Consider the following 26,411-nt stretch of genomic DNA (forward strand, 5'->3'; position numbering starts at 1 on the left):
GTACAAATTCGTAGGAGCGGCTTCAGCCGCGAAAGGCCACTATTGCAATGTTCGCGGCTGAAGCCGCTCCTACAGTGCTCAATCTGAGGTGGCCACCGCCGCCGCGGCCTTATGCAGCGATGTAGGGCGGGTGAAACCCGCCATCTCCCTCGCGGCGGGTTTCACCCGCCCTACCCGGCCAAACGCCTCCAAACCGTAGCCCGTACAAATGCTCAATCTGAGGTCGCCACCGCCGCCGCAGCCTTATGCCGGTACACCACTGTGGAAACGGAACTGCTCGTCCGGCGTGGTGATCAGTTCCTGCTCCACGCCCCGCACGACCTCAATGCGCGCATCGACATCGGCCGCATCGCCGTACAGGTAGGCGAGCTTGAGATAGCCCCGGTAGTGGCGCCCTTCGCTTTCCAGCAGCCCGGCGTAGAACTTGGCCAGCTCGGCGTCCAGACGCGGCACCAGCGCGGCGAAGCGCTCGCATGAACGCGCCTCGATGAAGGCACCCACCACCAGCACGTCCACCAGCCGCTCGACTTCACCATTGCGCAGCAGCGCACGCAGGCCGGCGGCGTAGCGCGACGCCGATACGTGGCGAATCTCGATACCCCGGCCGCGAATGATCTTGCTCACCTGCTCGAAGTGCACCAGCTCCTCACGGGCCAAACGCGACATTCTCGCGGTCAATTCGGTCTTGGTCAGGTAGCGTCCCATGAGGCTCAGGGCTGTCTGTGCGGCCTTGTACTCCAGGTTGCGGTGATCGAGCAGCAGGATCTCCTGCTGACGCAAGGCCTCGTCCAGCCAGGCATCCGGTGTGGCGACGCCGCCAAGAAAGCCGAGAATTTCCTGCAGGATCGACACAGGTTCTTCGCCGTTACTCGGAATATGCTCGGCATTTGACATCATATTTGAAGCGCTCATGGTGCTGGCGAGGTTGAAAATGGCGGGCCATTATACGAGTGACAGGCCCGTCGACCAGCACAGCGTTGATACAGGTCAACGAGCGGCTGAAGCCGGCGCACCTATAGTTGGATAAGCGCTATTCATTCTCAGGGAGACGACCATGCAAGCGATTCGCAGTATTCTGGTGGTGATGGAGCCCCAACACCCGGAAGGCCTGGCACTGAAGCGGGCCAAACTGATAGCTGGAGTCACCCAGTCGCACCTGCATCTGCTGGTGTGCGACAAGAAGGGCGATCACAGCGCCTGGCTCAACGACCTCAGCAGTGGCCTCACCCAGGAGGGCTTCAGCGTCTCCACCCAGCAGTCCTGGCACGACAACCTGCACCAGACCATCATCACGGTGCAGCAGGCCGAAGGCTGCAACCTGGTGGTCAAGCAGCACCTGCCGGACAACCCTCTGAAGAAAGCCCTGCTCACCCCCGAGGACTGGAAGCTCCTGCGCTACTGTCCGGGGCCGGTGCTGATGGTCAAGACCGACCGCCCATGGACCGGCGGCAGCGTCCTCGCCGCCGTGGATGTGGGCAATGCCGATGGCGAGCATCGCACCCTGCATGCCGGCATCATCAGCCACGGCTACGATATCGCCGGGCTGGCCAAGGGCACCCTGCACGTCATCACCGCCCACCCGACGCCCATGCTGTCCGCCGTCGATCCGACCTACCAGCTGAAAGAGACCATCGAGGCGCGCTACCGCGAGCAATGCCGCAGCTTCCAGGCCGAGTACGACATCAGCGACGAGCGCCTGCACGTGGTCGAGGGCCCTGCCGACGTGGTGATCCCGCAAATGGCTCACCGCCTCGGCGCCGCCGTCACGGTGATCGGCACGGTGGCGCGCACGGGGCTCTCCGGCGCGCTGATCGGCAACACGGCCGAGGTGGTGCTCGATGCACTGGAAAGCGATGTCCTGGTGCTCAAGCCGGATGAGGTGATCGCCCACCTCGAAGAACTGGTGGCGCAGCGCTGAAGCTGCCCCGGAAATGAAAATGCCGCTCGAGGTCGAGCGGCATTTTTGTATCTGCCGGTGTCGGACTAGACCCTTACTTCCAGGCCTTCGCGCAGGAATTTCGGAGCGATGTAGCGCTCGTAGTGCGCCTCGGACAACAGGAAGAACTCGCGGTCGATGGCATCGCGCAGCTCGGGCAGGCCCCAGTCGCGAAACTCCGGGAGCAGTACCATGCCGTAAGCCTCCAGCTGATTGATCATGCGCGCGCCGCGCGCGATCAGCTGATACGCCCAGCAATAGGGCGACTGCTGCGGCACGAAGCGGATCTGCCGCTGCTCCAGCTGGCTCCGCAGGCGCTGCTCGTCGAACACCTCCAGCTTGGCCGCCATCACCTGCACCAACAGGACTTCCAGGCGCGTCCAGACGGCGCGCTTCTCCTCGTCGCCGTAGCTGTTCCAGTTGATCACCTCGTGGTGGAAGCGCTTGCAACCGCGGCAGACCACATCGCCATAGACGGTCGAACACAAGCCTACACAAGGCGTCTTGATGCGCTGATTGGACATGGCAAAGCGATATAGGCAGCAGAACGGCCGAGCATCTTAGCCCTTTGTCTAATCCAGATCACCCCTACCAATACAGGGACGTCGGCTTAACTTTGTCCGCGCTTTCCAGTAGAATCGGCCCGCCTTTTACGGCGCCAATGTCCGTTGGAAGCTGTTTTCAAAGCGTCACGAGCACAGTCGATCCTGCAGGTACGATGGCGACGCAGCCGCTCGAAGTCCCCCCGAGTGCCTGCGTCAGCCCTCATCAGAACCCGTCCTGCCGGCGTAAAACTTTGAAAGCAGCTTCTACAAGAGACTCATGCAATCTCGGCTGATCGGCTCATAAAGTCGAAAAGCGCCTGATTCGTGAGTATCTGGATCGCGTCCCGGACAACCCTTTGGGACCACTGATGAGGGTAATAACTGTGCTTGAAGCCTATCGCAAACACGTAGCAGAGCGTGCCGCTCAGGGTATCGTGCCCCAGCCGCTGAACGCCGAACAAACCGCAGGCCTGGTCGAGCTGCTGAAAAACCCGCCGGCTGGCGAAGAAGAATTCCTCGTAGACCTGATCACCAACCGCGTGCCGCCAGGCGTGGACGAAGCCGCCTACGTCAAGGCCGGTTTCCTCTCTGCCGTTGCCAAGGGCGAAGCCACTTCCCCGCTGATCAGCAAGCAGCGCGCCGCTGAACTGCTGGGCACCATGCAGGGCGGCTACAACATCGCCACCCTGGTCGACCTGCTGGACGATGCCGCCCTCGGCACCGTTGCCGCCGAGCAGCTCAAGCACACCCTGCTGATGTTCGACGCCTTCCACGACGTCGCCGAGAAAGCCAAGGCCGGCAATGCCAACGCCAAGGCCGTGCTGCAGTCTTGGGCCGATGGCGAGTGGTTCACCAACAAGCCGGCCATCGCCGAGAAATACAGCCTGGCCGTGTTCAAGGTCCCGGGCGAAACCAACACCGACGACCTGTCCCCTGCCCCGGACGCCTGGTCGCGCCCCGACATCCCGCTGCACGCCCTGGCCATGCTGAAAATGGCCCGCGACGGCATCGTGCCGGAGCAGCAAGGCGCCATCGGCCCGCTGAAGCAGATCGAAGAGATCAAGGCCAAGGGCTTCCCGGTCGCCTACGTCGGTGACGTGGTCGGTACCGGTTCGTCCCGCAAGTCCGCCACCAACTCGGTGCTGTGGTTCTTCGGCGACGACATCCCCTACGTTCCGAACAAGCGTGCCGGCGGTTTCTGCTTCGGCACCAAGATCGCTCCGATCTTCTACAACACCATGGAAGATGCCGGCGCCCTGCCGATCGAGTTCGATGTCTCGAACATCAACATGGGCGACGTGATCGATGTCTACCCGTACGCTGGCAAGGTCTGCAAGCACGGCACCGACGACGTCATCACCACCTTCGAACTGAAGACCCCGGTGCTGCTCGACGAAGTCCGCGCTGGCGGCCGTATCCCGCTGATCGTCGGCCGCGGCCTGACCGAGAAGGCGCGTGCCGAGCTGGGCCTGGGCGCTTCCGAGCTGTTCAAGAAGCCGGAGCAACCGGCTGACAGCGGCAAGGGCTTCACCCTGGCGCAGAAGATGGTCGGCAAGGCCTGCGGCGTCGAAGGCGTGCGTCCGGGCACCTACTGCGAACCGAAGATGACCACCGTCGGTTCCCAGGACACCACCGGTCCGATGACCCGCGACGAGCTGAAAGACCTGGCTTGCCTGGGCTTCTCCGCTGACCTGGTGATGCAGTCCTTCTGCCACACTGCGGCCTATCCGAAGCCGATCGACGTCACCACCCACCACACCCTGCCGGATTTCATCCGCACCCGTGGCGGCGTGTCCCTGCGTCCGGGCGACGGCATCATCCACAGCTGGCTGAACCGCATGCTGCTGCCTGACACCGTCGGCACCGGTGGCGATTCGCACACCCGTTTCCCGATCGGCATCAGCTTCCCGGCCGGTTCCGGCCTGGTGGCCTTCGCCGCCGCCACCGGCGTCATGCCGCTGGACATGCCGGAATCCGTTCTGGTGCGCTTCAAGGGCAAGATGCAACCCGGTATCACCCTGCGTGACCTGGTTCATGCGATCCCTTACTACGCCATCCAGAAAGGCCTGCTGACCGTCGAGAAGAAAGGCAAGAAGAACATCTTCTCCGGCCGCATCCTCGAGATCGAAGGCCTGGACAACCTGACCGTCGAGCAGGCGTTCGAGCTGTCCGACGCCTCCGCCGAGCGTTCGGCCGCCGGCTGCACCATCAAACTGCCGGAAGCGGCCATTGCCGAATACCTGCAGTCCAACATCACCCTGCTGCGCTGGATGATCAGCGAAGGCTACGGCGATGCCCGTACCCTGGAGCGTCGTGCCCAGGCGATGGAAGCCTGGCTGGCCAACCCGGTGCTGATGGAAGCCGACAAGGACGCCGAGTACTCGGAAATCATCGAGATCGACCTGGCCGAGCTCAACGAGCCGGTACTGTGCGCCCCGAACGATCCGGACGACGCCCGTCTGCTGTCCACCGTGGCCGGCGACAAGATCGACGAAGTGTTCATCGGTTCGTGCATGACCAACATCGGTCACTTCCGCGCTGCCGGCAAGCTGCTGGACAAGGTCAAGGGCGGCATCCCGACTCGTCTGTGGCTGTCGCCGCCGACCAAGATGGATGCCCACCAGCTGACCGAGGAAGGCTACTACGGCATCTACGGCAAGGCCGGCGCGCGCATGGAAATGCCGGGCTGCTCGCTGTGCATGGGTAACCAGGCTCGCGTCGCTGCCAACTCCACCGTGGTCTCGACCTCCACCCGTAACTTCCCGAACCGTCTGGGCGATGGCGCCAACGTGTACCTGGCCTCTGCCGAACTGGCTGCGGTCGCTTCGATTCTCGGCAAGCTGCCGACCGTCGAGGAGTACATGGCCTACGCGAAGGACATCGACAGCATGGCTGGCGACATCTACCGCTACCTGAGCTTCGACCAGATCGCAGACTTCCGTGAAGCTGCGGCCAACGCCCAGATCCCGGTCGTTCAGGCCTGATCCCAGCGTTGCAGCAAGGAGCCCCGCCCAGTGCGGGGCTTTTTCATGGGCGCCGGAAAGGACCTTTTGCCGCACTGTCTTGCAGACGTTACGGCAGCAGCTAACGTCATTTGTGGGGATTCCCCCGCAACCTTTCAGGAGCACATCATGAAGCCATGGATCATCGTAGCCCTGTGCCTTTTCGGACTGGTCGGCTGCGCCAGCGAGTACATCATCACGACCACTGACGGCCAGATGCTCACCAGCGATGGCAAGCCCAAGCTTGACTCCGATACCGGCATGCTTCAGTTCACCGATAGTGAAGGCCGCAAGCAACAGATCCCGCAGACCAGCGTGAAGCAGGTTCTGGAGCGCTGAACGCACTGGCATACCCCTTGCTTCAACCCCATGCAAGCAGCCTTTCCAACGACGGATAGGCTCGATCGACAACGGCGTCGTATCTGATCCGGGCATCCGCGCCGGATCGGGTACGACGTTTTTTTATGGCCAACCATCCCTGCCCACCGTCACTGGTGACGCCATGAGGCGGGCGCGGCGTTCTGATGGACGGCTGCCGTTATTTGCGTGAGCGTTAAGGAAGCGACATGAGCGAACACGACCCCCCTCGCGACGACGCCCCGGCCTGGGGCAGCGATGCCCCTGAGAAGAGCGTCCTGAACATCGGCTTCATGGCCCTGAGCGACTCCGCCTCGGTGGTGGTGGCCGCCACTCAGGGCTTCGCCGAGAAGTACGGACTGAGCCTCAGGCTGCATCGCCAGACGTCCTGGGCCAGCCTGCGCGACCGCCTGCTCAGCGGCGAGCTGGATGCCGCGCACAGCCTGTACGGGTTGATCTACGGGGTGCAGCTGGGCCTCGGTGGCGCCCCCGCCACCGACATGGCAGTGCTGATGGGGCTGAACCAGAACGGCCAGAGCATCAACCTGTCGCACAGCCTGCAGGCGGCCGGCGTGACCAACGGCGAGGCACTCAGGCAGCACGTGCACCAGCATGAGGCACGCCTGACCTTCGCACAGACCTTCCCCACCGGCACCCACGCCATGTGGCTCTACTACTGGCTGGCCAGTCAGGGCATCCATCCGCTGCGCGATGTCGACAGCGTGGTGGTCCCGCCGCCACAGATGGTCGAGCACCTCGAAGCGCGGCGCATCGACGGCTTCTGCGTCGGCGAACCCTGGACCGCCAAGGCCGTCGACGAACAGCTGGGCTGCACCGTCACCACCATCCAGGCGATCTGGCCGGACCACCCGGAGAAGGTGCTGGGTTGCACCCGCGCCTTCGTCGAGCAGAACCCCAACACCGCGCGCGCCCTGATCATGGCCGTGCTCGACGCCGCCCGTTTCATCGACGACAACGAAGAGAACAAGCGCAGCACCGCCCAGCTGCTCAGCGGCAGCGAATACGTCAACGCCCCGGTGTCAGCCATCACGCCACGCTTCCTTGGCCAGTATCAGGACGGCCTGGGGCGCACCTGGCAGGACGAGCACCCGCTGCGCTTCCATGCGGGCGGCCTGGTCAACCAGCCCTACCTGTCCGACGCCATGTGGTTCATGACCCAGTTCCGCCGCTGGGGCCTGCTGCGCAGCGACCCGGACTACCTCGGCATCGCCCGCCAGGTGCAGCAACTGGCGCTGTATCGCCAGGCCGCCAGCGCGCTGGGCATTGCCGTACCCGCCGAGATGCGCAGCTCCACGCTTCAGGACGGCACCCGCTGGGACGGCAGCGACCCGGCCGCCTATGCCCGCAGCTTCCACCTCCACGCCCTGGCCGACAGCCCGGCTGCCGCCCTGTAACTGCCCGGAGAGCCATCGATGCTGCGTATCCTGCTGATCAACGACACGCCCAAGAAGGTCGGCCGCCTCAAGACCGCGCTGGTCGAGGCCGGCTTCGAGGTGATCGACGAATCAGGGCTGACCATCGACCTGCCCGAGCGCGTCGAGGCGGTGCGCCCCGACGTCATCCTGATCGACACCGAATCGCCCGGACGCGACGTCATGGAACAGGTGGTCCTGGTCAGCCGCGACCAGCCACGGCCGATCGTCATGTTCACCGACGAGCACGACCCCGGCGTGATGCGCCAGGCGATCCAGAGCGGTGTCAGCGCCTACATCGTCGAGGGCATCCACGCCCAGCGCCTGCAACCGATCCTCGACGTCGCCATGGCGCGCTTCGAGAGCGACCAGGCCTTGCGCGCGCAATTGCAGGCCCGCGACGCACAGCTGGCCGAGCGCAAGCGCGTGGAGCTGGCCAAGGGCCTGCTGATGAAGATGAAGAGCTGCAATGAAGAGGATGCCTACACCCTGATGCGGCGCCAGGCCATGAGTCGCCAGCAGAAGCTGATCCAGGTCGCCGAACAGATCATCGCCATGCACGACATGCTCGGCGGCTGAGCAACTGTACCGCTGAAACAGTTAACTGTACCGGTACGGACTGTATCAGTCAGGCAACTGTTACAGTCGCCTTCGCCGGCGCCTGTGTATGCCCCGTCCCGCCGGCCTCGGCTAGGGTAGACAACCCCTAGCCGAGGAACCCTTCATGACCGAACACGACCTGCTGGCCGAAGCCGACCGCCGCGCCCTCGCCTACCTGGACGGTACCCCCACGCGCCGGGTCTTCCCCGACGCCCCTGCCATCGCCGCCCTGGCCGCCTTCGACCAGCCACTGCCGGAGCAGGGTCACGCCGCCGAGCAGGTGCTGCGCCAGCTCGATGACATCGGCTCACCCGCGACGGTGGCAAGCAACGGCGGGCGCTACTTCGGCTTCGTCATCGGCGCGACGCTGCCGGCGGCGGCCGCCGCCGAACGCCTGGTGCTGGCCTGGGACCAGTGCGCCTCGTCCTTCAACAACTCGCCGGTGGTCGACCAGCTCGAACGGGTCGCCGGGCGCTGGGTATGCCAGGCCCTGGGGCTGCCGGCGCAGAGCGCGGTCGGCTTCGGCACCAGCGCCACCGCCTGCACCCTGACCTGCATCGCCGCCGCTCGGCGCAAGCTGCTCGCCGAGCAGGGCTGGGATTTCGATGGTGATGGCCTGACCGGTGCGCCAGCGCTGCGCGTGGTGCTCTCGGAAACGGCGCACGTCACCGTGAAGAAGGCCCTGCGCGTGCTCGGCTTCGGCATGAATCAGCTGATCTACGCACCGGTCGACGAACGCGGGCGCATCGACCCGGCGCGTCTGCCGCCGCTGGATGCACGCAGCCTGCTGATCCTGCAGGCCGGCGAGGTCAACAGCGGCGAGTTCGACCCGTTCGCCGAACTGATCCCCAGGGCCCGCGCCGCTGGCGCCTGGGTGCATGTCGACGGCGCCTTCGGGCTCTGGGCGCGGGCCTCGTCGTCGGCGCACCTGGCCGCCGGCATCGAGCAGGCCGACAGCTGGACCTGCGATGGGCACAAATGGCTCAACACCCCTTACGACAGTGCCATGGCCATCTGCCGGGACGCCAGCGCCCTGGCTGCGGCGATGAACAGCGACGCCGCCTACGCCATGGCCAGTGCCCACGCGCAGACCAACCTGACCCTGGAGTTCTCCCGCCGGGCGCGCGGCGTGGCGATCTGGGCGGCACTGGCCAACCTCGGCCGCGACGGCCTGCGGCGCATGATCGACCGACACATTCGCCAGGCCCGCCTGCTCGCCGACGCCCTCAGCGCTGGTGGCTACCAGGTGCTCAACCAGGTGCCGCTGAATCAGGTGCTGGTACGCGCCGACTCGGACGCACAGACAGACGCCATCCGCGAGGCGGTCCAGGGCAGTGGCGAGGCCTGGTTCGGCCCGACCCGCTGGCAGGGACGCCCGGCGTTCCGCCTGAGCGTCTCGTCCTGGCGTACCACTGACGAGGACATCCAGGCTCTGGCCGAACTGCTGCTGCGACTCAAGCGCCAGAGCGGCGCATAGCGCGCTGGACAGCCTGGCGGCCACAGGCGTATCGTCGCCGCCAGGTCACAGCAGTGACCAACGTCGCTCGGACGGTTCCGGGCGCTTACGTATCCGAGGAAATCATGGCAGAGAACGCCAAGCGCCGCTTTGCGCGCATCGATCGTCTCCCCCCCTACGTCTTCAACATCACCGCCGAACTGAAGATGGCTGCACGCCGTCGCGGTGAAGACATCATCGACTTCTCCATGGGCAACCCCGACGGTGCGACTCCGCCGCACATCGTCGAGAAGCTCGTGCAGGTCGCCCAGCGCGAAGACACCCACGGATACTCCACCTCCCGCGGTATTCCACGCCTGCGCCGCGCCATCTCGCGCTGGTACAAGGACCGCTACGACGTGGAGATCGATCCGGAAAGCGAAGCCATCGTCACCATCGGCTCCAAGGAAGGCCTGGCGCACCTGATGCTGGCCACCCTGGATCATGGTGACACCGTGCTGGTGCCCAACCCCAGCTACCCGATCCACATCTACGGCGCGGTGATCGCCGGCGCCCAGGTGCGCTCGGTACCGCTGGTGCCGGGCGTGGACTTCTTCGCGGAACTGGAACGCGCCATCCGCGAGTCGATTCCCAAGCCGAAGATGATGATCCTGGGCTTCCCCTCCAACCCCACCGCACAGTGCGTGGAGCTGGACTTCTTCGAACGCGTGGTCGCCCTGGCCAAGCAGTACGACGTACTGGTGGTGCATGACCTGGCCTATGCCGACATCGTCTACGACGGCTGGAAGGCCCCGTCGATCATGCAGGTGCCAGGTGCCAAGGACATCGCGGTGGAATTCTTCACCCTGTCCAAGAGCTACAACATGGCCGGCTGGCGCATCGGTTTCATGGTCGGCAACCCCGAGCTGGTCAACGCCCTGGCGCGGATCAAGAGCTACCACGACTACGGCACCTTCACGCCCCTGCAGGTGGCCGCCATCGCCGCCCTGGAAGGCGACCAGCAATGCGTGCGCGATATCGCCGAGCAGTACCGCCAGCGTCGCAACCTGCTGGTCAAGGGGCTGCACGAGATCGGCTGGATGGTAGAGAAGCCCAAGGCCTCGATGTACGTCTGGGCCAAGATTCCCGAGGCCTACGCGCATCTGGGCTCGCTGGAGTTCGCCAAGAAGCTGCTGGCCGAAGCCAAGGTCTGCGTGTCGCCCGGCCTGGGCTTCGGTGACTACGGCGACGACCACGTCCGCTTCGCCCTGATCGAGAACCAGGACCGCACGCGCCAGGCGCTGCGCGGGATCAAGGCGATGTTCAGGGCCGACGGCCTGCTGCCGGGCAAGCCCGCCAGAGCCGAGCAGGAACAGTGACAGAGGGCGCCGCAAGGCGCCCTTTCTCCATCAGCGGCAAAGCTGACAAGATCTGCGACAATTCATGACGTTTACCAACCTCAGCTGGTAGTTCCGGGGAATTGCCCGGCAGAGTGAACGCCCGTACACTGCGCGCCCCTTCCCTGACGGTCGTACCTCGATGCTCTTCGTTCTGCGCATGCTGCTGATGGGCGTGCATTTCATCTTCGCCGGGCTGCTCGGCCTGCTGCTCGGCCTGTGCCGCCCCTTCAACCCGGACAACAGCCGCCTCTGCGCACGCCTCTACTCGCTGCCCGCGCTGTGCCTGCTGCGCCTCAAGCTCAAGGCCGACGTCCGTCCGCTGCTGGAACACCAGCGCTCATGCGTGATCATCGCCAACCATCAGTCCAACTTCGACCTGTACGTGCTGGGCCGCGTGGTGCCCAGGCGCACGGTGAGCATCGGCAAGAAGAGCCTCAAATGGGTGCCGTTCTTCGGCCAGCTGTACTGGCTGGCGGGCAACGTGCTGATCGACCGCAGCAATGCCCTGGCTGCCAAGCGGGCCATGCTGACCACCACCGCAACCCTGCGTGATCACGACACCTCGATCTGGGTGTTCCCGGAGGGCACGCGCAATCTCGGCCGTGGCCTGCTGCCGTTCAAGAAAGGCGCCTTCCAGATGGCGATCAACGCCGGTGTTCCGATCATTCCGGTGTGCGTGAGCAACTATGCCAGGTCCATGCGTCTCAACCGCTGGAACAGCGGCCGCATCCTGATCCGCTCGCTGCCGGCCATCCCCACTGCCGGCCTGAGCCTGGACGACATGCCGGCGCTGATGGAGCGCTGCCAGCAGGCCATGCGCGAGTGCATCAGCAGCATGGACGCGGAACTGGCCAGCGCCTGACTGGCAGGCGGGTTGTCGGTGCGCACCGACAACCCGCGGCAACCATCAAAACGATCGATAGTTACTCTGCTGCACATCCATTATTCAATCGAAATGCCTTGAGCGATTCTGTGCCCACGCCTACCCAAGACCTGGAGCACGGACATGTCACGCCTCGCACAAGCGGCCCGCAACGGCGCCCTCGCAGCCATCGGCCTGTATCTGATCAGCACCTCCACGGTGCTGGTGCTGAGCTATGCCAGCCTGAAGCCAAGCACGCCGACCTTCGAACAGTCGGCGCCGCTGCAGACGCTGATCAGCCAGCTGCCGGCGCTGTTGCGCGCCCTCTCGCCAAGCTGAGGTGCGGCCATGCTCAGAACCCAACGGAGCCGCCTGCTGATGCTTGCCGGCATGGCCCTGCTGACCACCCTGCTGGCCCTGGTCGGCATCGGCAAGGGCTCGGCTGGCGCGGTGGCACGCAACATCGAGTGCAGCCACAAGCTCGCCCATCACCTCGACCTGGCCGAGAGCCTCAAGCGGCAGCGCAGCAGCCCGCCACCCAGCCGCGACGAGCGCTTCTCGCCCTACTTCCTGCCCGTCAGGCAGGCATGAAAAAGCCCGGAAATCCGGGCTTTCTGACTGCGAATCAGGCTCAGACCTTGGCTTTCCTGCCCTGGGCGACGAAACGCATCATCCACTCGCCCACCACACTGCCCTGCTGGGCGTGCTTGAGGCTGTCCACCCCTTGCTGATAGACCTGCTCGCCAAGGTGCTGCTGACGCAGCTCGAGCAGCGCCCGCGAGTAATCGTGGATGAACTCGGGGTGGCCCTGGAAGCACAGCACCTGATCCTCGATGTGGTACGCACCGATCGGGCAGAAGTCGCTGGACGCCAGCAGCGTGGCCTTCTCCGGCAGGCGAGTGACCTGGTCCTGGTGGCTGATCAGCAGTTGCAGCTCGTCCAGCGCCGGGCTCATCCACTCCGGGTTGCCCTGCAGGCGATAGCTGTGCACGCCAACGCCCCAGCCCTGCTCGGCACGCTCGGCCTTGCCGCCCAGCAACAGCGCCAGCAGCTGGTGACCGAAGCAGATGCCCAGCAGCTTGTCGCCACGCTGGTAGCGCTCGAGCAGGTACTGCTTGAGGGTCTGGATCCATGGCTCGCTGCCGAACGAATCCGCCTTGCTGCCGGTCACCAGGTAAGCGTCGAACTGCTCGCTGTCGGGCGGGTAATGCCCCTCCACCACGTTGTAGACACTGAACTCCGCCGCAACCGGTTGCTGAGCGAAAAGCTGCTCGAACATACGGCCATAGCCCTGATACTGGTCGACCAGTTCGGGACGGAGGATGTCAGTTTCCAGGATGCAGATACGCAGTGACATGAGGTTTCCTGTGTGAGCACGAAGGTAGGACGATTTGTGCGTTTTTCTTAACACATGCCCCCACACAAAGAAATAGCCAAGCCTGATTTACACGCATATTCGGCGTTCCGGAGCCCTGTGCAAGGCTGCGAACATTCGTCAATTAAAATTGACATCGCCCTGACGCAGTGGCGCTGCACGAGACGCTATCAGCCGCTTCGATAGTTACCATGCACACCATTCACTTCTGTGATGGCGAGCCTGCGGTGAATATCACTTCACCGGGCAGTCGCCCTCATCACACAGAAGGAAATCGATCATGAGCATTTATGCCGCGCTCGCCAGCTTCGCCGCTGCTTCCGCCTTCCAGACCTCCGCCCCGGCTCGTCCTGCCCCTGCGGCACCGGCAAACCGCGACGTCCGTTCCAGCTGACGACCCGCCAGGAGAGCCGCCATGCACAGCCAACTCAGCCTGGACGCCTATGGCGTCACCTACGTTCACCTGCAAGACGACGGCCTGCAGTTCGAGAGCGAAGCCGCCCTGCAGCTCGATGACGGCAGCATGCTGACCCTGCGCATGCCGACCCGCTACAGCGAGATGCTGGCCATTCACGAAGCGGTGTGCATTCAGCAGGGCTGGTGCCAGGCGGCCTGACGGACGCTCCCCAAAAAAGAAACGGCCCATCGGGCCGTCTCTTTGCACACCAGTCGCCTCAGAAGCACTCGCCCTTGGCCGCCTTCTCCAGCAGCAGCGCCGGCGGCAGGAAGCGCTCGCCATATTGCTCGGCCAGGTACTGCGCACGGGCGACGAAGTCCTTCACCCCGTACTGATTGATGTACTGCAGCGCACCGCCCGTCCAGGCGGCGAAGCCAATACCGAAGATCGAGCCGACGTTGGCATCGGCCACCGACTGCAGCACGCCCTCCTCGACGCAGCGCACCGTTTCGATGGCCTGGATGAACAGGATCCGGTCGCGGACATCCTGCTGCGGAATCTGCGCATCGGCCTTTTCGAAACGCGCCTTGAGCTCGGGCCACAGGTGCTTCTTGCCTGCGGCCGGGTAGTCGTAGAAACCCATGCCCGCCGCCTTGCCTGGACGCTTGTACTCGCCCAGCATCATGTCGATGACCGCGAAGGCCGGGTGCTCGGGGATGGATTTGCCCTCTGCCGCCAGGTCCTTGATGGTCTGCTGGCGGATGTGATTCATCAGGCTCATCGACACTTCATCGCTGATCGCCAGCGGGCCGACCGGCATGCCGGCGTTGCGTGCCTCGTTCTCGATCATCGCTGCACTGACGCCTTCGCCAAGCATGGCCAGGCCTTCGTTGGTGAAGGTGCCGAACACCCGCGAGGTGAAGAAACCACGGCTGTCGTTGACCACGATGGGGGTCTTCTTGATCTGCATGACGTAGTCGAAACCACGCGCCAGCGTCTCGTCGGAGGTCTTCTCGCCGCGGATGATTTCCACCAGCGGCATCTTGTCCACCGGACTGAAGAAATGCAGGCCGATGAAGTTCTCCGGCCTGGCCACGGCAGTCGCCAGACCGGTGATCGGCAGCGTCGAGGTGTTGGAGGCGATCACTGCGTCGCCCAGCGCGGCGGATTCTGCGGCGGCGGTGACCTTGCCCTTGAGCGCACGATCCTCGAATACCGCTTCGATGATCAGGTCGCAGCCGTCGAAGTCCGCCTCGCTGTCGCTCGCCTTGATCAGCCCGAGGAAGGCGTCGCGCTGCTCGGCGCTCATGTGCCCCCTGCCGACCTTCTTGTCCAGCAGCCTGGCCGAGTAGCCCTTGCCCTTCTCCGCCGCTTCGACGGACACGTCCTTGAGCACCACCTCGATACCCGCCGCTGCCGATACGTAGGCGATACCCGCACCCATCATGCCCGCGCCGAGCACACCGACCTTCTTCGTCCGGGTCTTCGGGTATCCCTGCGGGCGCGAACCGCCGGCATTGATCTCATTGAGCTGAAACCAGAAGGTGCCGATCATGTTCTTCGCCACCTGGCCGCAGGTCAGCTCGGTGAAGTAGCGCGCCTCGATGATCTGCGCGGTGTCGAAGTCGACCTGCGCGCCCTCGACCGCCGCGCACATGATTTTCTCCGGCGCGGGGAAGCAGCCCCGGGTCTTGTCGCGCAACACGCTCGGGGCAATGGCCAGCATCTGCGCCACGTTCGGTGAACTCGGCGCCCCCCCCGGAATCTTGTAGCCCTGCACGTCCCAGGGCTGCCGCGCGGTCGGGTTGGCGGCGATCCAGGCACGCGCCTTGGCCAGCATCTCCTCGCGGTCGCCGGCCAGCTCATGGATCAGCCCGGCCTTGAGCGCTGCCTCCGGGCGCACCTTCTTGCCTTCGGCCAGGTACGGCAGCGCCTTTTCCAGGCCGAGGATGCGCACCATGCGCACCACGCCGCCGCCACCGGGCAGCAGCCCCAGGGTGACCTCCGGCAGGCCGAGCTGCACATGGGGCTCGTTCAGGGCGATGCGCTGGTGGCAGGCCAGGGCGATCTCCCAGCCGCCACCCAGCGCGGCGCCGTTGATAGCCGCGACCACCGGCTTGCCGAGGGTCTCGAGACGGCGCAGCTGGCCCTTGATCTTGAGGATCATCTCGTAGAAACCCTGGGCGTCGGCCGGGGTGACCTGGATCAGTTCGTTGAGGTCGCCGCCGGCGAAGAAGGTCTTCTTCGCCGAGGTGACGATGACCCCCGCGATGGTGTCCTTTTCCGCCTCCAGGCGGTCGACGATCTCGGCCATGGCCTCGCGGTACACCGCGTTCATGGTGTTGGCACTCTGGCCGGGCATGTCCATGGTCAGGACGACGATAGCGTCCTGGCCTTTTTCGTAGCGGATGGCGTCAGTCATTTTTTCACGTCCCAAATATTCGGGGAGTGCTTCAGGGGCGTCACGCGCGCAGCTCAGGCAAGGCGGAAATCATTGGACTTCCAGCGCCGCGTGGCCGAGCGCAGTCGCCCGTGACAGCTCCTAGATACGTTCGATGATGGTGGCGATACCCATGCCACCGCCCACGCAAAGGGTGGCCAGGCCATAGCGCAGCTGGCGCTTCTCCAGTTCGTCGAGCAGCGTGCCGAGGATCGCGCAGCCGGTGGCGCCCAGCGGGTGGCCCATGGCGATCGCGCCGCCATTGACGTTGACCTTGTCCTCGCTCACGCCCATGTCCTTCATGAACTTCATCACCACCGAGGCGAAGGCCTCGTTGACCTCGAACAGGTCGATGTCATCCACCGCCAGCCCCGCCTTGGCCAGCGCCTTGCGCGTGGCGGGCGCCGGACCGGTGAGCATGATGGTCGGATCGGTACTGGTCACCGCCGTGGCGACGATGCGCGCACGTGGTTTCAGGCCCAGTTCGCTGCCCTTGGCCGCGGAGCCGATCAGCATCAGCGCGGCGCCATCGACGATGCCGGAGCTGTTGCCCGGCGTGTGCACATGCTCGATACGCTCGACATGACTGTAGACGCGCAAGGCGGTGGCATCGAAGCCCATCTGCCCCATCATCTCGAAGCTGGGCTTGAGCTTGTTCAGCCCCTCCAGCGTCGAGTCGCCACGGATGAATTCGTCATGTTCGAGCAGCAGGATGCCGTTCTGGTCGCGGACCGGCACCAGGGACCTGGCGAATGCGCCATTGCCGCTGGCGCGTGCGGCCTTCTGCTGCGAACGCAGGGCGAAGGCATCGACGTCCGCGCGGGTGAACCCTTCCAGCGTCGCGATCAGGTCGGCGCCGATGCCCTGCGGCACGAAATTGGAGTGAATGTTGGTTTCCGGGTCCATCACCCAGGCGCCGCCGTCGGAACCCATGGGCACGCGTGACATCGACTCGACGCCACCGACCACCACCAGGTCCTCGAAGCCGGAGCGCACCTTCATCGCCCCCATGTTCACCGCCTCCAGCCCCGAGGCGCAGAAGCGATTGAGCTGTACGCCCGCCACGCATACGTCCCAGTCGGCCACCATCGCGGCGGTCTTGGCGATGTCGGCGCCCTGGTCGCCTACCGGCGTCACGCAGCCCAGCACGATGTCGTCCACCTGGCTGGTATCCAGATCGTTACGGGCTTGCAGGGCAGTCAGCAGGCCGGCGACCAGCTGGACGGGCTTGACGCTGTACAGCGCGCCGTCCTTCTTGCCCTTGCCACGCGGCGTGCGTACCGCGTCGAAAATATAAGCTTCGGTCATGGCATCCTCGGAAGGTCATGCGGCGCTGGCGATCACGGCGCCGCGCCGGTTCTTGTTTGAGCGTCCCTACCTTAGCGCCACGAGGCCAGCGCTCAATGACCGAAGCGCTCAGCGCCATTGACCACTGAGCTCAGACGAACGGTCGTTTGTTCGTCAACGGGCACATGGGCCCGAGCAACCTGTCTGCCACAAGGCATGCGGCCTGCGCACCTGGCGCGCGTCATAGCGCGTGTTTCCTAGCAGCCAGCCATTAGCAACCAAGTCATCTAAGAAAGCGCTGACTGCAGCCCTAGAGTTAGTCATGCACCTTGACGAAAACCGGTGCAGGGAACCGTCGCTGGGTCATGCCGGGACGGTCGATGGAACTACGCCCAGGCAGCAGCTCGCCAGGCAGACCGGCAGGCGTCCGACACGACGCCCATAACAACAAGAGGCATATGGCCATGAACAAGCAGCCGAAATACCGTCAGGCTGGCGTCATTCTCTTCGCCACGGCGGTCATACTGATCCTTCCCAACCTGACCCGTCTGGTCAGCTGACCCAGCAACGACCCCGCTGCTGTGCAGACGCCGTGGTGCGCTCGGCACAGGGCGGGTGCTTTCCCATGACCTGATGACACCCCGTCTGGACGGCGCGCCCGCATCGGGCAAAGATAGTTCGATCCCTCGCCAGCCCCGGAGCCAGACATGCGCCTCGCCATTCTCTTCCTTACCGGCCTGTTCACCCTTGCCGGCGCCCACGCCGCGGAAGTGGACCAGGCTGCCGCACTCGAGACGCTGCAAGACGAAGACAGCCTGCTGATCGACGTGCGCAGCGCCGAGGAATTCGCCGACGGCGCCCTGCCCGGCGCCATCAACCTCGAACATGATCGGATCGCGGAACGCATCGCCAGCGTGGCACCCGACAAGGACCGCCCGCTGGTGCTGTACTGCCGCAGCGGGCGGCGCTCCTCATTCGCGCAGGACAAGCTGCAGGCACTGGGCTACAGCCGGGTGATCAACGCAGGCGGCTATGACGACCTGCTGCCGCTCCTGGAGCGCGGCGAATGAGGGGGCTGCTGGTCAGCCTGATGTTTCTTGGCTGTTCCCTCTCGCTGCAGGCCGGCGAGTTCGCCGCACAACTGAACGCTGGCACGCGCAGCTGGAGCAGCAGCGAACTGTTGCACCACCCTCAGGCCCGCGACATCGAGATCGCCGACGACGTCAGCTACAAGCGCCCCATGCGCTACCGTGCGGTCCCGATCCGCGCGCTGCTCGAGGGCGTGACGGCGGGCGATCACCTGCAGGCGGTGGCATCGGACGGCTTCGCCGCCGAGCTTCCGGCCGCCCTGCTGCTGGCCGACGAGGGGGCCAAGGCCTGGCTGGCCATCGAAGACCCGGACGAGCCGTGGCCACCGCTGGCCCAGGGCAAGGCCAGCGCGGGGCCGTTCTACCTGGTCTGGACCGACCCGCACGCCAGCCAGATCAGCCCCGAGCAGTGGCCCTTCCAGGTCGTCAGGATTCGCCAGCTCGCAGCGGTGGAGCAACGCTTCCCCGCCCTGCTCCCGGCCGGTGACGCGAACAGCGAGGTGCAGGCCGGCTTCGCCCTGTTTCAGAAGAACTGCATGGCCTGCCACCGCCTCAATGGCGCCGGTGACTCCGCGTTCGGCCCCGATCTGAATATCCCCTACAACCCCACCGAGTACTTCACCGGCGACTTCCTGCGCCAGTACATCCGTGACCCTCAAAGCCTGCGGCGCTGGCCACAGGCACGCATGCCCGGCTTCTCCGAGCAGGTGCTCGACGCCACGCAGCTGCAGCAGCTGATCGCTTACCTGCAGCACATGGCCACGCGCAAGCTCCCGCCGCCGGGCTAGTGCGGCAGGCTCTCCTCCAGCGCCTCGCGAATCAGGCTCTGCAGCAACTGCACCGGCTCGCTCGGCTGCGTCTCGGCGCGATGCAGGGCCAGCTCCAGCGTCGGCAGCGGCGGCAACCCGCTGCTGCCGCTCGGCAGGACCTCGACGCCGGCCGGCAGGCACAACGCCGTACGCACGGTGATGCCCAGGCGCGCACGCGCGGCGGCCCACAGTCCCCCCAGGTTGGCGCTGGAAAACGCCACGCGCCAGGGCAAACCGGCACGATCCAGCGCCGCGCACGGCTCGGAACGGAACAGGCATGGCGCCTCGAAGCACAGCAGGGGTAACGGTTCGCCCGCCTGTTCGCGCCAGCGGGCCAGCACCTCGGCGTCGCCGATCCAGCACATCGGCACCCGGCCCAGAAGCTCGCGCCCCGGCGCAGCGGGATCGCCACCCCAGACCAGCGCCAGGTCGAGCCCACCAGCGGCGAGCGCCTCGAGCAACTCGGCGTTGCGCGCCACCCGCACCTCGATGCGCACCCGTGGATGCAAGCGCGCGAAGCGGCCGAGCACCTCCGGCAGGAGGATTTCGCCGAAGTCTTCCTGCAGGCCCAGACGCACCTCACCACCGAGCCGGCCGCTGTGCAGCGCGGCACAGGCCTCGTCATTGAGGGCCAGCAGGCGTCGGGCGTAGGCCAGCATCAGCTCGCCGCTGTCGGTCAGCACCAGGCCGCGCCCCGCGCGACGCAGCAGCAAGGCGTCGGCCTGACTCTCGAGCTTGCGCAGCTGTGCGCTGGTGGCCGAGGTCGAGCGCCCCAGGCGCTGCGCGGCGCGAGCGAAGCTGCCCAGTTCGACCCCGGTAACGAAGGTGCGCAGGGCGTCCATGTCGAAGTTGGTCAGGCGCATGACACTCCCGTTTTTTGGAATCAACAGTTGGAAATTATCCGATTTTCAGCACGGATTCTCTCTCGCACACTGCCAGACCTCAAGCGCGAGGCATCCGGCCTGCGCATGTGCAGCGAGAACCGATCATGAACATGCCCGCACCCACCGCCACCACCTGTCCGCCACAGGCCCCGCCGCTGAGCCAGCGCTGGAAGGTGCTGATCGCCGGTTTCGTCGCCAACGCCGCGCTGATCGCCGCTACCGCCGGCCTGCCGACCACGGCACTGAGCCTGAGCAGCGACTACGGCTTCGGCCATGCCGAACTGGCCTGGGTCTTCGGCAGCATGGGTCTGGGACTGGCCTTGAGCGAGTTGCCCTGGGGCATGCTGACCGACCGCTGGGGCGACCGCCCGGTGCTGCTCTGCGGCCTGCTGGTGACTGGCCTGGCGCTGCTTGGCCTGGCCATCGGCGGGCAGCCGGGTGATGGCGCCCTGATACGCCTGTGCGCCGGCTTGACGCTCGCCGGGCTGGCCGGAGGTAGCGTGAACGCCGCCAGCGGTCGCGCGGTGATGGCCTGGTTCGGCCCCGGCGAACGCGGGCTGGCCATGAGCATCCGCCAGACCGCCGTGCCCCTGGGCGGCCTGCTGGGGGCCTGCGTGCTGCCGTCACTGGCGCGCCAGCAGGGGTTCAGCCTGGTGTTCGGCCTGCTCGCCGGGCTCTGCGCGCTGGCCGGCTACCTGACCTGGCGCTGGCTGCACGAGGCTCCCGGCCAGTCCCAGGCGGAACCCGAGCGCCGCACCCTGCGCCCGGCCTGGAGCGAAGCGCCGCTGTGGCGCCTGGCGCTGGGTATCGGCGTGCTGTGCATGCCGCAGTTCGTGATCCTCAGCTTCGGTGCGGTGTTCATACACGAGCAGCTCGGCGGCAGCCTGCTCATGGTCAGCGCCAGCCTGGCCACCCTGCAGCTCGGTGCCGCCGTCGCACGCGTGCTGAGCGGGCGCTGGAGCGACCGCAACGGCAATCGTCATCTGTACCTGTGGCGCTGCGTGCTGGCGGCCGCTGCAGCCTACCTGCTACTGGCCGGTGCCACCGCCCTGCTGACGCGGCAGATGCTGCCCCCGGCGCTGGTGCTGGCGCTGCTGATCGGCTGCGGCATCCTGATCTCGGCGTGGCATGGCGTGGCCTATACCGAACTGGCCAGCCAGGCCGGCGTGGCCCGTGCAGGCACGGTGCTGGGCATGGCCAACACCCTGGTGTTCGCCGGCATGTTCCTCACCCCGACGCTGGTCGCCGCCGGCCTGCGCCACGGTGACTGGCCGCTGGTGTGGGGCGTGGCGGCCCTGCTGACGCTGGCAGCCTGGCCGCTGCTGCGCGCGGCTGAGCGGCCCTACTGCTGGCGCACCTGCAGCAACGGCGCGACCTGCACCTGCGCATGCATCTGCTCGCAACCACCGCCACGGCGCATGCCGCGCACCGGGCAGGCATCGAGGTAGTCCAGGCCGACCGCCAGCTTCAGGTGACGCTCCGGGCGTGCCAGGCAGTTGGTCACGTCGAAGCTGTACCAGGCATCGCCGACCCAGGCCTCGGCCCAGGCATGGCTGGCCAGGTGCTCGGCATCGTCCGTGTAGAGGTAGCCCGACACGTAGCGCGCCGGCACCCCCAGGCTGCGAGCACAGGCGAGGAAGGCATGGGTGTGGTCCTGGCAGACACCGCGACGACCGGCGAAGGCCTCGGCGGCGCTGGTATCCACCTCGGTGACGCCCGGCTGATAGACGATATGGGCATTGAGCGCATGCATCAGGTCGATCAGGCCGTTGCGGTCGCTATGCGCCCTGGCGTGCTGCGCGGCGAACTCGCGAATGGCGTCATCCGCCTGGGTCAGGCGGGTGAAGCGCAGGAACGGCAACGCCGACTGCTGCTCGTGCTCGGCCTCGCACGTCTCGTCGATCTCCACCTGGCCCCGGGCGCCGATGACGATGGCCTCGTGCGGCTCGTCCAGGGTCAGCACATGCAGGATGTTGCCGTACGGATCGATCTGCGCATGCACCGGGCGCGGCAGATCGAGCTGCCAGCTGAGCACCTGCTGTCGCTCGCTGTCATGTGGGGTCAGGCGCAGGTACTGGATACTCGCGCGCACCTGATCATCGTAACGGTAGGTGGTGTCATGACTGATCGAAAGTCTCATGCGACCTCCAGATAGGACGTGTGGATGGTGTTGCCCAGCTGGCGCACCAGCAGGATGAAGTCGGTCAGCCAGGCGTGCAGACCTTCGTCGAGCACTTCGTCGATGCTGGTGTAGCGCAGGCGCGCATCCAGTTCGGCGGCCAGGCGCTGTGCGGGGCGACCGTTCTCTCCTGGTAGACCGGCGAGCATCAGGTTGAGTTCTTCCATGCAGGCGCGCAGCGAACGCGGCACGTCCGGACGCAACAACAGCAGCTCGGCGACCTTGCGTGTGCGCGGCGAGCCACGGTAGATCTCGGCGAAGGCCTCGAACGAGGACAGCGCACGCAGCAGCGCGCTCCACTGGTAGTAACTGCGCGCCGTGCGCTCCTCCAGTTCGTCGATCTCTTCGCCGAGCATTTCGTAGCGCGCATCGAGCAGGCGCAGGGTGTTGTCGGCGCGCTCGATGAAGGTGCCCAGGCGGATGAAGCGATAGGCCTCGCCACGCATGATGGTGCCGAAGGTGGCGCCACGGAACAGGTGCGAACGCTCCTTGACCCACTCGCAGAAGCGACTGATGCCGTAGCGCCCCAGGCCCTGCTCGGCGATGCCGCGCATTTCCAGCCAGGTGGCGTTGATGTTCTCCCACATGTCGGCGGTGATGCGCCCGCGCACCGCGTGCGCATTGCTGCGCGCCGCCTGCAGGCAGCAGTAGATGCTGCCGGGGTTGCTCGCATCGAGGGCGAAGAAGTGCAGCATGCGCTCGGCATGCAACGGGCCATGACGCTCCAGGTATTCGTCCAGCGTGCCGGTGATGAGCAGAGGCATGGCCAGTTCGTCGAGGCCGTCGCCACGGCCGTCCTGCGGCATCAGCGACAGCGAGTAGCTGACGTCGAGCATGCGCGCGAGGTTCTCGGCACGCTCCAGGTAGCGCGACATCCAGTACAGATCGGAGGCAGTACGACTGAGCATGATTAGTCCTCCACCACCCAGGTGTCCTTGGTCCCGCCGCCTTGCGACGAGTTGACCACCAGCGAGCCTTCGCGCAGTGCCACGCGCGTCAGGCCGCCAGGCACCAGGCGGGTTTCGCGGCCGGTCAGGACGAACGGACGCAGATCGATATGGCGCGGTGCGATGCCGCGCTCGACGAAGGTCGGGCAAGTCGACAGACTCAGCGTCGGCTGGGCGATGTAGGCCTCCGGCTTGGCGATCAGGCGGGCACGGAAGGTCTCGATCTCGGCCTTGCTCGCCGCCGGCCCGACCAGCATGCCGTAGCCACCGGAGCCCTGGGTTTCCTTGACCACCAGCTCGGACAGGTTGGCCAGCACGTGGGACAGCTCCTCCGGCTTGCGGCACTGCCAGGTCGGTACGTTCTTGAGAATCGGCTCCTCGTCCAGGTAGAAGCGGATCATGTCGCCGACGAAGGGATAGACCGACTTGTCGTCCGCGACGCCGGTGCCAATGGCGTTGGCCAGCACCACGTTGCGCGAGCGATAGGCCGACAGCAGCCCGGCGACGCCGAGCATCGATTCGGGATTGAAGGCCAGCGGATCGAGGAAGGCGTCGTCGAGACGGCGGTAGATCACGTCGACCTGGCGCGCCCCCGCGGTGGTGCGCATGTAGACCTTGTCGTCACGCACGAACAGGTCCGCCCCCTCCACCAGCTCCACACCCATCTCGCGGGCCAGGAAGGCGTGCTCGAAATAGGCGCTGTTGAAACGCCCCGGGGTCAGCACCACGACCGTGGGGTTGTCCAGCGGGCTGGAGCTCTTCAGCGCATCGAGCAGCAGGTTCGGGTAGTGATCCACCGGCGCCACGCGCTGCGCGGCGAACAACTCGGGGAACAGGCGCATCATCATCTTGCGGTCTTCGAGCATGTAGCTGACGCCGCTCGGCGTGCGCAGGTTGTCCTCGAGCACGTAGTAGCTGCCGTCGCCATCGCGCACCAGGTCCACCCCGGCGATGTGCGCGTAGATGTCGCGATGCAGGTCGAGCCCCTGCATGGCCATCTGGTACCCCTCGTTGGCCAGCACCTGTTCGGCCGGGATGATGCCCGCCTTGATGATGCGCTGGTCATGGTAGAGGTCGGCGAGGAACAGGTTGAGCGCCTGCACCCGCTGGATGCAGCCACGCTCGACGATGCGCCACTCGCTGGCGGGTATGGCGCGTGGAACGATGTCGAAGGGAATCAGCCGCTCGGTGCCCTGATCGTCGCCGTAGAGGGTGAAGGTGATACCCGCGCGGTGGAACAACAGATCGGCTTCGCGCCGGCGCTGGGCCAGCAGCTCGTCCGGCGTTTCCGCCAGCCAGCGGGCGAACTCTCGGTAGTGCGGGCGGACAGCGCCACTCGCGTCGTACATCTCGTCATAAAAGGTGCGGGCCATGCCGTACTCCTTGTCACCCGGACTTGCAGCATCCTCTGCAAGGCCCGAGCCAGCACTATTAATCCTTTAATTTCAACAACCTAGCAAATGATCGAATACTCCACGCACCATCAAGGTGCGGCGCGATGTTGCCGTCACAACCTGTCGCCCCATTAGGTGGCGCAGGAGCGGCGAACGCCTTGCGATGCAGGCAGAAAGCCTGCACCACCCGCTCCACGCCGGACGCGGGCAAGCTGTCCGTCACATTGCGTGACCGCCCGGTCAAGTGCAATCGCTTTCGCACGCAGGCGACGGCATGACCTGTCCCCGGCTGAAGTGCCCCCTCACTGCCTGGCGGCAAGAAACTCGGCAACGACCTGCACGGCCGTGTCGAGGTGCTGCTCATGAGTGTAGCCCGACGCCTTCAGCGGCTTGAGGTCGTGGTCGGCGGCAGCCAGCCAGTGCAGGTCGATGGCCGAGGACAATGCGTAGGCGGCGACCGCCTCACGATTACCCAGCGCATCGCGTTCGCCCTGGACGATCAGCGTCGGCGTGCGCAGCTCGGCCAGGTGAGCGACACGGGGCTTTTCCGGTTTTCCGGCGGCATAGAAAGGGTAGCCCAGGCAAACCAGGGCAACCGCCCCCAGTTCGTCTGCCAGCAGACTGGCCATGCGCCCGCCCATGGACTTGCCGCCGATGGCCAGGGGCCCTGCGACGCGTTGGCGCACCTGGGCATGGACGTCACGCCATTGCTGCAGCAGTTGCGCCTGGGGATTGGGGGGGCGCTTGCGCCCATCCACACGGCGCTGGGCCATGTAGGCGAACTCGAAGCGCACCACGCGCACGCCGCGCGCGGCGAGCCCCTGCGCGATGCGCTGCATGAACGGACTGTCCATCGCTGCGCCTGCCCCGTGCGCCAGGATCAGAGTGGCCGTTGCCGCCTGCGGCGGTTCGTCCCACAACCAGGGCAGCCCCTGCTCACATTGATCGGCGTCAATAAACCCAGATGGCCCTTTGCTCATGCTTGCCTCGCGTCGATATCCGTGGTGTTCATGGCCTGCTCATGCCTAGGGGTGCCACGGATGTCGACCGCTCTGCCATAACCGTGGATGGAAGCCCAGACATGAACACAACAACCCGTTCCGCCTACAACTACAGGGTGGTTCGCCAGTTCGCCATTATGACGGTGGTTTGGGGCATCGTCGGCATGGGACTCGGCGTATTCATCGCCGCCCAGCTGGCCTGGCCCGAACTGAACTTCAACCTACCCTGGACCAGCTTCGGCCGGCTCCGCCCACTGCACACCAATGCGGTGATCTTCGCCTTCGGTGGCTGCGCACTGTTCGCCACCAGCTACTACGCGGTGCAACGCACCAGCCAAACCACGCTGTTCGCACCCAAGCTGGCTGCCTTCACCTTCTGGGGCTGGCAACTGGTGATCGTGCTGGCCGCGATCAGCCTGCCGCTGGGCTGGACCAGCTCCAAGGAATACGCCGAGCTCGAGTGGCCGATCGATATCCTCATCACCATCGTGTGGGTGTCCTACGCCATCGTCTTCTTCGGCACCGTCATGCAACGCAAGGTCAGCCACATTTATGTGGGCAACTGGTTCTTCGGCGGTTTCATTCTCACCGTGGCGATCCTCCACCTGATCAACAACATGGAGATTCCGGTCACCCTGACCAAGTCCTACTCGCTGTACGCGGGTGCGACCGATGCGATGATCCAGTGGTGGTACGGCCACAACGCCGTGGGCTTCTTCCTGACCGCCGGCTTCCTGGGGATGATGTACTACTTCGTGCCCAAGCAGGCAGGTCGTCCGGTCTATTCCTACCGCCTGTCCATCGTCCACTTCTGGGCGCTGATCGCGGTCTACATCTGGGCCGGTCCGCACCACCTGCACTACACCGCGCTGCCGGACTGGGCCCAGTCCCTCGGCATGGTGATGTCGCTGATTCTCCTGGCACCGAGCTGGGGCGGCATGATCAACGGCATGATGACCCTCTCCGGCGCCTGGCATAAGCTGCGCACCGACCCGATCCTGCGCTTCCTGGTGGTCTCCCTGGCCTTCTACGGCATGTCC

At 65.5% G+C, this 26,411-nt stretch carries 26 protein-coding genes; 16 read left to right on the forward strand and 10 right to left on the reverse strand.

Annotation, left to right across the window (positions count from 1 at the left end; translation table 11 throughout):
* Positions 1-243: 243 nt before the first annotated feature.
* Positions 244-897 (reverse strand): tRNA-(ms[2]io[6]A)-hydroxylase, encoded by a 654-nt coding sequence (locus tag E4487_RS12510; protein WP_175253498.1) that lies wholly within the window; start codon positions 895-897, stop codon positions 244-246.
* Positions 898-1,054: 157 nt separating this feature from the next.
* Between E4487_RS12510 and E4487_RS12515 the strand changes: the two genes are divergently transcribed.
* The gene (locus E4487_RS12515; RefSeq protein WP_175253499.1) at positions 1,055-1,918 is read left to right on the forward strand and encodes a universal stress protein; all 864 of its coding nucleotides are present in this window, start codon (positions 1,055-1,057) and stop codon (positions 1,916-1,918) included.
* 65 nt (positions 1,919-1,983) lie between these two features.
* On the opposite strand, the gene E4487_RS12520 is transcribed toward E4487_RS12515, so the two are convergent.
* On the reverse strand, positions 1,984-2,460 hold the full coding sequence (locus E4487_RS12520) for a DUF1289 domain-containing protein (protein WP_037053082.1): 477 nt from the start codon (positions 2,458-2,460) through the stop codon (positions 1,984-1,986).
* A gap of 404 nt (positions 2,461-2,864) precedes the next feature.
* On the opposite strand from E4487_RS12520, the gene acnB reads away from it, so the two are divergent.
* From acnB to E4487_RS12565, 9 genes are all read left to right on the forward strand, one after another.
* Positions 2,865-5,465, forward strand: coding sequence for a bifunctional aconitate hydratase 2/2-methylisocitrate dehydratase (gene acnB, locus E4487_RS12525; protein WP_134675997.1), 2,601 nt, complete (start codon positions 2,865-2,867; stop codon positions 5,463-5,465).
* Between the two features lie 147 nt (positions 5,466-5,612).
* Positions 5,613-5,822: a YgdI/YgdR family lipoprotein gene (locus E4487_RS12530; RefSeq protein WP_037053086.1), complete on the forward strand. Its 210-nt coding sequence runs from the start codon at positions 5,613-5,615 to the stop codon at positions 5,820-5,822.
* A 227-nt stretch (positions 5,823-6,049) separates the two neighbouring features.
* Entirely contained in the window at positions 6,050-7,255 is a 1,206-nt protein-coding gene (locus E4487_RS12535) for a CmpA/NrtA family ABC transporter substrate-binding protein (protein ID WP_175253500.1), read from the forward strand.
* Between the two features lie 18 nt (positions 7,256-7,273).
* Positions 7,274-7,852 carry an ANTAR domain-containing response regulator gene (locus tag E4487_RS12540; RefSeq protein WP_037053090.1) on the forward strand — a complete coding sequence of 193 codons (579 nt, stop codon included), beginning with the start codon at positions 7,274-7,276 and terminating at the stop codon, positions 7,850-7,852.
* A gap of 145 nt (positions 7,853-7,997) precedes the next feature.
* Positions 7,998-9,350 carry a pyridoxal-dependent decarboxylase gene (locus E4487_RS12545; RefSeq protein ID WP_037053091.1) on the forward strand — a complete coding sequence of 451 codons (1,353 nt, stop codon included), beginning with the start codon at positions 7,998-8,000 and terminating at the stop codon, positions 9,348-9,350.
* 104 nt (positions 9,351-9,454) lie between these two features.
* Positions 9,455-10,687 carry an alanine transaminase gene (gene alaC, locus E4487_RS12550; RefSeq protein ID WP_037053093.1) on the forward strand — a complete coding sequence of 411 codons (1,233 nt, stop codon included), beginning with the start codon at positions 9,455-9,457 and terminating at the stop codon, positions 10,685-10,687.
* A 160-nt stretch (positions 10,688-10,847) separates the two neighbouring features.
* Positions 10,848-11,570 (forward strand): 1-acyl-sn-glycerol-3-phosphate acyltransferase, encoded by a 723-nt coding sequence (locus tag E4487_RS12555; RefSeq protein ID WP_037053094.1) that lies wholly within the window; start codon positions 10,848-10,850, stop codon positions 11,568-11,570.
* A gap of 144 nt (positions 11,571-11,714) precedes the next feature.
* A complete protein-coding gene (locus E4487_RS12560) occupies positions 11,715-11,909 on the forward strand; it encodes a hypothetical protein (protein ID WP_134675977.1) in 195 nt (64 codons plus the stop codon).
* Between the two features lie 9 nt (positions 11,910-11,918).
* Complete coding sequence (locus E4487_RS12565; RefSeq protein WP_047588484.1) at positions 11,919-12,161, forward strand: hypothetical protein; 243 nt, start codon at positions 11,919-11,921, stop codon at positions 12,159-12,161.
* Between the two features lie 40 nt (positions 12,162-12,201).
* On the opposite strand, the gene E4487_RS12570 is transcribed toward E4487_RS12565, so the two are convergent.
* A complete protein-coding gene (locus tag E4487_RS12570) occupies positions 12,202-12,927 on the reverse strand; it encodes an amidotransferase (RefSeq protein ID WP_037053097.1) in 726 nt (241 codons plus the stop codon).
* A 298-nt stretch (positions 12,928-13,225) separates the two neighbouring features.
* Here E4487_RS12570 and E4487_RS24690 point away from each other — a divergent pair, with 298 nt between their 5' ends.
* Positions 13,226-13,339 carry a PA2485 family small membrane protein gene (locus E4487_RS24690; RefSeq protein ID WP_277700522.1) on the forward strand — a complete coding sequence of 38 codons (114 nt, stop codon included), beginning with the start codon at positions 13,226-13,228 and terminating at the stop codon, positions 13,337-13,339.
* Between the two features lie 21 nt (positions 13,340-13,360).
* Positions 13,361-13,561 carry a type III secretion system co-regulatory protein PtrC gene (gene ptrC, locus E4487_RS12575; RefSeq protein WP_037053098.1) on the forward strand — a complete coding sequence of 67 codons (201 nt, stop codon included), beginning with the start codon at positions 13,361-13,363 and terminating at the stop codon, positions 13,559-13,561.
* Between the two features lie 58 nt (positions 13,562-13,619).
* Here the strand turns inward: ptrC and E4487_RS12580 are convergent, their stop codons facing one another.
* Positions 13,620-15,764, reverse strand: coding sequence for a 3-hydroxyacyl-CoA dehydrogenase NAD-binding domain-containing protein (locus E4487_RS12580; protein WP_175253501.1), 2,145 nt, complete (start codon positions 15,762-15,764; stop codon positions 13,620-13,622).
* A 120-nt stretch (positions 15,765-15,884) separates the two neighbouring features.
* Positions 15,885-17,090 carry an acetyl-CoA C-acetyltransferase gene (locus tag E4487_RS12585; protein ID WP_037053104.1) on the reverse strand — a complete coding sequence of 402 codons (1,206 nt, stop codon included), beginning with the start codon at positions 17,088-17,090 and terminating at the stop codon, positions 15,885-15,887.
* A gap of 686 nt (positions 17,091-17,776) precedes the next feature.
* Here E4487_RS12585 and E4487_RS12590 point away from each other — a divergent pair.
* Both E4487_RS12590 and E4487_RS12595 read left to right on the forward strand, forming a co-directional pair.
* Positions 17,777-18,139, forward strand: a complete 363-nt coding sequence (locus tag E4487_RS12590; protein WP_175253502.1) for a rhodanese-like domain-containing protein — start codon at positions 17,777-17,779, stop codon at positions 18,137-18,139.
* The gene (locus E4487_RS12595) at positions 18,136-18,945 is read left to right on the forward strand and encodes a cytochrome c (protein WP_175253503.1); all 810 of its coding nucleotides are present in this window, start codon (positions 18,136-18,138) and stop codon (positions 18,943-18,945) included. Before E4487_RS12590 ends, E4487_RS12595 begins: the two co-directional genes overlap by 4 nt.
* On the opposite strand, the gene E4487_RS12600 is transcribed toward E4487_RS12595, so the two are convergent.
* Entirely contained in the window at positions 18,942-19,829 is an 888-nt protein-coding gene (locus E4487_RS12600) for a LysR substrate-binding domain-containing protein (RefSeq protein ID WP_175253504.1), read from the reverse strand. The two genes, E4487_RS12595 and E4487_RS12600, sit on opposite strands and share 4 nt — an antisense overlap.
* Positions 19,830-19,954: 125 nt before the next feature.
* Between E4487_RS12600 and E4487_RS12605 the strand changes: the two genes are divergently transcribed.
* Positions 19,955-21,298 (forward strand): MFS transporter, encoded by a 1,344-nt coding sequence (locus tag E4487_RS12605; protein WP_218952934.1) that lies wholly within the window; start codon positions 19,955-19,957, stop codon positions 21,296-21,298.
* Here E4487_RS12605 and E4487_RS12610 read toward each other — a convergent pair.
* The 4 genes from E4487_RS12610 to E4487_RS12625 form a co-directional block, all read right to left on the reverse strand.
* Positions 21,193-21,990, reverse strand: a complete 798-nt coding sequence (locus E4487_RS12610) for a transglutaminase family protein (RefSeq protein WP_047590582.1) — start codon at positions 21,988-21,990, stop codon at positions 21,193-21,195. The genes E4487_RS12605 and E4487_RS12610 overlap by 106 nt on opposite strands.
* Positions 21,987-22,937, reverse strand: coding sequence for an alpha-E domain-containing protein (locus tag E4487_RS12615; protein ID WP_037053110.1), 951 nt, complete (start codon positions 22,935-22,937; stop codon positions 21,987-21,989). The genes E4487_RS12610 and E4487_RS12615 overlap by 4 nt, the downstream gene beginning before the upstream one ends.
* Positions 22,938-22,939: 2 nt before the next feature.
* Positions 22,940-24,349, reverse strand: coding sequence for a circularly permuted type 2 ATP-grasp protein (locus E4487_RS12620; RefSeq protein WP_037053112.1), 1,410 nt, complete (start codon positions 24,347-24,349; stop codon positions 22,940-22,942).
* Positions 24,350-24,672: 323 nt separating this feature from the next.
* Positions 24,673-25,350: an alpha/beta family hydrolase gene (locus E4487_RS12625; RefSeq protein WP_373921523.1), complete on the reverse strand. Its 678-nt coding sequence runs from the start codon at positions 25,348-25,350 to the stop codon at positions 24,673-24,675.
* A 101-nt stretch (positions 25,351-25,451) separates the two neighbouring features.
* On the opposite strand from E4487_RS12625, the gene E4487_RS12630 reads away from it, so the two are divergent.
* The coding region (locus tag E4487_RS12630; protein WP_175253505.1) for a cbb3-type cytochrome c oxidase subunit I at positions 25,452-26,411 on the forward strand (960 nt) is incomplete at its 3' end.

Origin of the sequence: Pseudomonas sp. BMW13, assembly GCF_013357275.1 — a bacterium.
Taxonomy (GTDB): domain Bacteria; phylum Pseudomonadota; class Gammaproteobacteria; order Pseudomonadales; family Pseudomonadaceae; genus Aquipseudomonas; species Aquipseudomonas khazarica.